The following is a 1,438-nucleotide window of genomic DNA, read 5'->3' as shown; positions in this document are numbered from 1 at the left end:
GGTCGTGCGAGCCGGGTGGCCCGTACGGGGCGTCCGGGCCGTGGGGGCCGCCTGGGCCGCCTGGGCCGCCTGGGCCGTGCGTACCGGCCGGGCCGACTCCGCCGTCGGCGACCGGCGGGCCGTCGGCGCCGGACGCATCGGGTGCGCCGTCCGCACGAAAGGCCCTAAGGCCCTGCGTCTCGGGGCACTCTCCTCTGTTCCGGCGGCCGCGCGGTGACGCACGGTGGTGACATGCCCACCGAAGCTCCCGACGCGACCGAGGCCATCGCCCTGCTGGCGAGCGTCCCCCACGGACGGCTCGCGGCGACCCTGCGGGCGCTGCCGTTCGTGGCGCCCGCCCGCCATGTCGTCCTGCCGGACGCCGTCCTGCTGCGCATGCACATGGGCCTCGGCTACCACCGCGCCTGCAGCGGCACCGTCGTGGCGTACGGCGCGGACAACCTCACCGGGCGGCCCCCCGGCCCGGCGGGCGCCCCGGAGCCGGGCTGGTCCGTCCAGTGCATCGGCACCGCGACGATCGTCCGGGCCACCGACGAGCAGCGGGCGCTGTTCGGCCCGCCGCCGCTGCGGGTGGACGGCGAGCCCTTCGAGCCGGTGTACCTGCGCCTCGTGCCCGAGTTGACCTCCATACACCGTATGGAGCCCGCCCCGGGGGGTTTCGGAGAGCGACAGGGCCAACACGCAGTGTCAACTATCATCTGACGGGTGCCGCGCTCATATGCCTTCGCCCCTTCGTCGCTCGTCGCCCCCTCGTCGCTCGTCGCTCCCTCCCTCGTCCCGGGGGCCGCACCGGCCCCGGGGGCCCCGCTCGTCGCAGGACCCGCGCCGATCACGGCGCCCCCGCTCGTCGTGCCGCTGCGCGCGGGTGCCGCCGTCCCGCTGTCCCCCGTCGTCACGGCGGTGCCCCGGGGCGCCCGGCCGCCGGCCGGCGACGCCGGGGGCCCTCCCCTCGGCGCCCTGTTACGCCACTACGGCGGCGCGGGCGAGCCGCTGGCCTGCGCCCCGGTCGCGCAGGGGCTGCTGAATCGCGGATACCGGCTCACGACCACGCGCGGCACCTACTTCCTCAAGCACCATCTGGACGGAGACCGCGACGCGATCACCCGCCAGCACCGCGCCATCCGGCGCCTGCAGGCGCTCGGCGTGCCCGTCGCACCGCCCGTCGAGGGCAAGGACGGGGACACGGTCGCCGTCGTCGGCGGGGACTGCTACGCGCTGCATCCCTGGATCGACGGCAGGCACCGCGACGGCGCGCAGCTGACGGCCCGCGCCTCCCGCAGCCTCGGGGCCCTGCTGGGGCTCGTGCACACCTGTTTGGACCGCGTCATGCGGGCCGGGGACCACGCCTCCCGGCCCCCCGCCCCGGCCCGGGACGAAGGCCCCGGCGCGGTCGGGCCCGAAGGCGGCCGGCCGGACAGCGGCGGGCCCGCCCCCCGCG

At 77.7% G+C, this 1,438-nt stretch carries 3 protein-coding genes; all 3 read left to right on the top strand.

What is annotated here, in order from left to right; all coding sequences use genetic code 11:
• On the top strand, positions 1 to 217 hold a 217-nt coding region (locus L1885_RS28310), incomplete at its 5' end, for a hypothetical protein (RefSeq protein ID WP_235799995.1).
• Positions 218 to 231: 14 nt separating this feature from the next.
• Positions 232 to 702 carry a pyridoxamine 5'-phosphate oxidase family protein gene (locus L1885_RS28305; protein ID WP_235799994.1) on the top strand — a complete coding sequence of 157 codons (471 nt, stop codon included), beginning with the start codon at positions 232 to 234 and terminating at the stop codon, positions 700 to 702.
• Between the two features lie 198 nt (positions 703 to 900).
• On the top strand, positions 901 to 1,438 hold a 538-nt coding region (locus L1885_RS28300; protein ID WP_235799996.1), incomplete at its 3' end, for a phosphotransferase.

The organism is Streptomyces fuscigenes (genome assembly GCF_021556455.1).
In the GTDB taxonomy this organism is placed as follows: Bacteria; Actinomycetota; Actinomycetes; order Streptomycetales; family Streptomycetaceae; genus Streptomyces; species Streptomyces fuscigenes.
Note: the sequence above shows the minus strand (reverse complement) of the source record. Positions and strands in the feature narration are given on the sequence as shown.